This is a genomic window from Bradyrhizobium sp. (assembly GCF_049512235.1).
Taxonomy (GTDB): Bacteria; Pseudomonadota; Alphaproteobacteria; order Rhizobiales; family Xanthobacteraceae; genus Bradyrhizobium.
Genome location: NZ_JBEKXH010000647.1, coordinates 1 through 3,211 on the forward strand (window position 1 = coordinate 1; position 3,211 = coordinate 3,211).

The 3,211-nt window shown below is 60.6% G+C and carries 3 protein-coding genes; 1 reads left to right on the forward strand and 2 read right to left on the reverse strand.

Translation table 11 applies throughout. The features are described 5' to 3' along the window. Window positions 1-198: 198 nt before the first annotated feature. Window positions 199-1,257: a lysylphosphatidylglycerol synthase domain-containing protein gene (locus ABSG20_RS33310; RefSeq protein ID WP_423868691.1), complete on the reverse strand. Its 1,059-nt coding sequence runs from the start codon at window positions 1,255-1,257 to the stop codon at window positions 199-201. 42 nt (window positions 1,258-1,299) lie between these two features. Beyond that, a complete protein-coding gene (locus tag ABSG20_RS33315; RefSeq protein WP_423868692.1) occupies window positions 1,300-1,488 on the reverse strand; it encodes a hypothetical protein in 189 nt (62 codons plus the stop codon). Between the two features lie 347 nt (window positions 1,489-1,835). Between ABSG20_RS33315 and ABSG20_RS33320 the strand changes: the two genes are divergently transcribed. Continuing rightward, on the forward strand, window positions 1,836-3,211 hold a 1,376-nt coding region (locus tag ABSG20_RS33320), incomplete at its 3' end, for a glycosyltransferase family 4 protein (protein ID WP_423868693.1).

A 3,211-nucleotide genomic window follows, 5' to 3' on the forward strand; every position in this document is an offset into this window, starting at 1 on the left:
GAGGAATCCCCCAGTGCCACATCGGAACGCTGGGCCGCCACTCTTCTTGGCGCGGCCAAGGCCCGCGCATCCAGGTCTTTCTTCCTTTCTTCGTTCTTGGATGCGAGCAAATACGTGGATGGCCGCCGCTGCTGCAAAGGTTGGTGCCCTGGCCGGAATCGAACCAGCACTCCTTGCGGAACGCGATTTTGAGTCAGGCTAGGACTGCGTATACCCGTCCGCGGGCCCGGCGCCGCCGACCGCGCGCCGCGGCTCGCTCCGGCGCAGCAGATGGTGGCCTTCGATCCAATGCCAGACGCATAGACCGGGCAGACCCAGCGCCAGCTCGCGGACACGTTTGGTCAGGGAGATGGCCAGTGCCGTTTCGGCAGGCAACCCAAGTAACGCGCCGACCATGACCAAACCGCCCTCGAGTGCCCCCAATCCCGCAGGAAGCATGAACGCCGCGGCGCGGACGCCGGAGCTGAGGCTCTCGAGGATCAGCGCATTGATCATGTCGAGCGGCTGGCCCAGAACTCGCATCACCAGCCAGATTTCACCGGCTTCGACAGTCCAGGCGATGAGACGCAGGGCGCCGGCACCCAATATGACTGGCCCTGCGCGATAGCATGCCACGACCGCGTCATCGATGGCCGATGCGCCGGACTCCAGGACCGACAGCCATTGCTGCGGCAGCAGGCGCCGGGTCAACTTCGCGGAGACGCCGAATAGACCGCGATGCTGGAACACGGTGAACGCCGCAATGGTGACCAGGAATACAGCGGTGCCGACCAGCACGCCCGACGCAACGGCCGTCGTGGTGCGGTCGCTCGATCGGATCAGCAGCAATAGCGCCCCCGAGATGACGAATATCAGCTGGGTGGCCGCCCCAATAGTGATGTCCACGACCATGCTGGCGACCGCCTGCACGCCAGGCACTCCGCGCAGGTGGGCCAGGTGCATACCGGCGAAATCACCGCCGATGCTCGCAACCGGCAAAAGCGAGTTGATGGATTCGCGAATCCAGCGAATCCTGACGACGGTGATGACGTCGGGACGAGTCGTTGGCGGCAGCAACTCGCGCCAGGAGAGCGCGCTCAACAGCAACGGAATGATATGGAACAAGGTGATGGGGAAGAGCCACCACCCAATGATGTGCAGAGAGTGAACCAGATCGGCCGCGCCGTTGGCGACGATCAGGTACACGACAAGAAGAAAACCGAGGGCGGTGCCGACGACCAATGAACCACGGATCGGTCGGAATCGTCTTTCGGTCATGCCCTGGTTCGTTATCGCCTTGCGGCGAAGGATATCGCCCTGTCAGAGAAGGATATGCCGGCGAGCCATCGGCTGCAATCGCCATGTCATGCGCCCGGCGGCTTTCGCATCAAACGCCGGCGCATCAGTACCAGGCCGAAGCCGGGAGATTCCACCGAACCGGAAATTCGCCGACTTAGGGCGATAATCCCAAATGTTGCCGGCCGGATATTCAACTGCCGTACCGGTCATGCGCCCTCGGTTTAGCGGAAAGCGCTGCTGCATTGATTGACTCAAGGTGCGTCGTGGGGGATACCTTGTCCTTGGGGAGGAGTCGAGGTGGGGATTGCCGCGGTAACCTCGCTCGCGCCGGAGGCACGCATCGGTGCAGGCGCCGGGGGATTTGTTATGATCGCAACCGGGGTCGTCACCGGGCAGCGATTTTTTCCGACCGACCCAGGCTTCCCGAGCTTCGGAGGAGGACGCCGCGCAGCGGCAGACAAGGAGCGGAGCTCCCCTGTCCCTGGATTGATTTCGGGCCTCCCGATCGAAAGGCGCGGAATGACGGGTCTTCGCAGGGCCCGCGAATCGGAGCTGACGTGACCGCAAATTTCTGGCTCGGAGCCGCTTCGTCGGCACGATACAAGGAGAAGGTCGCCCGTTTACCTGCAACGCCCGCTTTGTTGTCGGCTTCACTCGACACAAGTGAGCCCAGAATTGAATCCAGCGGCGGGAATTCGCAGCCCACCATTTGGTTCGAGGCGGAGGATTTCCTTCGGTTTTTTGACCATTTTCGTAATCCGACCGGCACACAGCGGCTGTCGTACGAGATCTACGGTGTGGCGAACTTGCTGTACGGTGATTCCGAACGCGTGAAGTTTTGTCGGCTCAGTGTCTTCACCAAACGTCTCCACGCGATCCGCTTTGAGGACCTGCGTTCCGCGTTTCTGAACCCGCTTGGCGCCACCGCTCCCTGGAAGACGTTTTGGGAGCCGGCAATATTTTGGGAAAGGTTCCCGAGATCGATTCCTGTGATCCTGCAAAATCCGCGATTTTTTCTCTCGATCTTCAAGTCTGCGGTCCGCGACCTCTTGGATATGTTGACCGGGCGGAATTCGTTCCATCGGCAGCTGCGCCGCGGCGATACGATCGTCTCGCTCGGCGCCGGTTGGGGAATTCCGGGCTATATGAAGCAAATGGCGGAGACTAAGCGGCGCTACGGAATCAAGTTCTCGATCTTCGTTCATGATGTCCTTCCGATGGAGTTTCCATCGTTCTTCGAACCGCGTCACGCTGCCCATTTTGGACATTGGCTCCGAGAGGCCATATCCGTTGCAGATATTGTGCTCACCAATTCCAGGTATTCACGGGCTCGTCTGATCGAATTGACTGCCAGGTCAGGCTGGCGACTGCCGCCCATCGAGGTGTTGGAGCCGGGCTCGGGCTTTATCGATCGGCTGCCGGCTCAAGGCCAGGCGATGGCGAGCCTTCCGGCACGTTACGTCTTGTTCGTTTCAACGATTGAAATTCGAAAAAATCACCGGCTGCTCGTCAGAGTTTGGCAGCTCCTGGTAGAGCGGCACGGCGCTGACCGCGTGCCGGCATTGGTTTTCGTTGGAATGCTCGGCTGGTCGTTTGAAGAGCTGTTGGCCGACCTTGCAGCGACCGACTATCTGAATGGCAAGATCGTCATGCTGAGAGGTTTGTCCGATGCAGAATTGCACGAGGCTTACCGGCGCTGCCTATTCACGGTCTTTCCGAGTTTCGGCGAGGGCTGGGGCTTGCCGGTCGCCGAAAGCCTGGCGCACGGCAAGTTCTCTATAGTCTCAAATCGCACGTCGCTTCCCGAAGTGGGCGGCAACCTTGCCGACTATTTCGATCCGGCGGACGAAGAGGATGCGCTGGCCAAGATCGAACGACCGCTCTTTGAGCCCGCTTATCTGGCAACGCGTGAGGCGCAAATCCGGGCCGAATA

Coding starts and splice junctions, on each gene's coding strand:
- ABSG20_RS33315 (WP_423868692.1), bottom strand. CDS start 1,488: ATGACCGGTACGGCAGTTGAATATCCGGCCGGCAACATTTGGGATTAT.
- ABSG20_RS33310 (WP_423868691.1), bottom strand. CDS start 1,257: ATGACCGAAAGACGATTCCGACCGATCCGTGGTTCATTGGTCGTCGGC.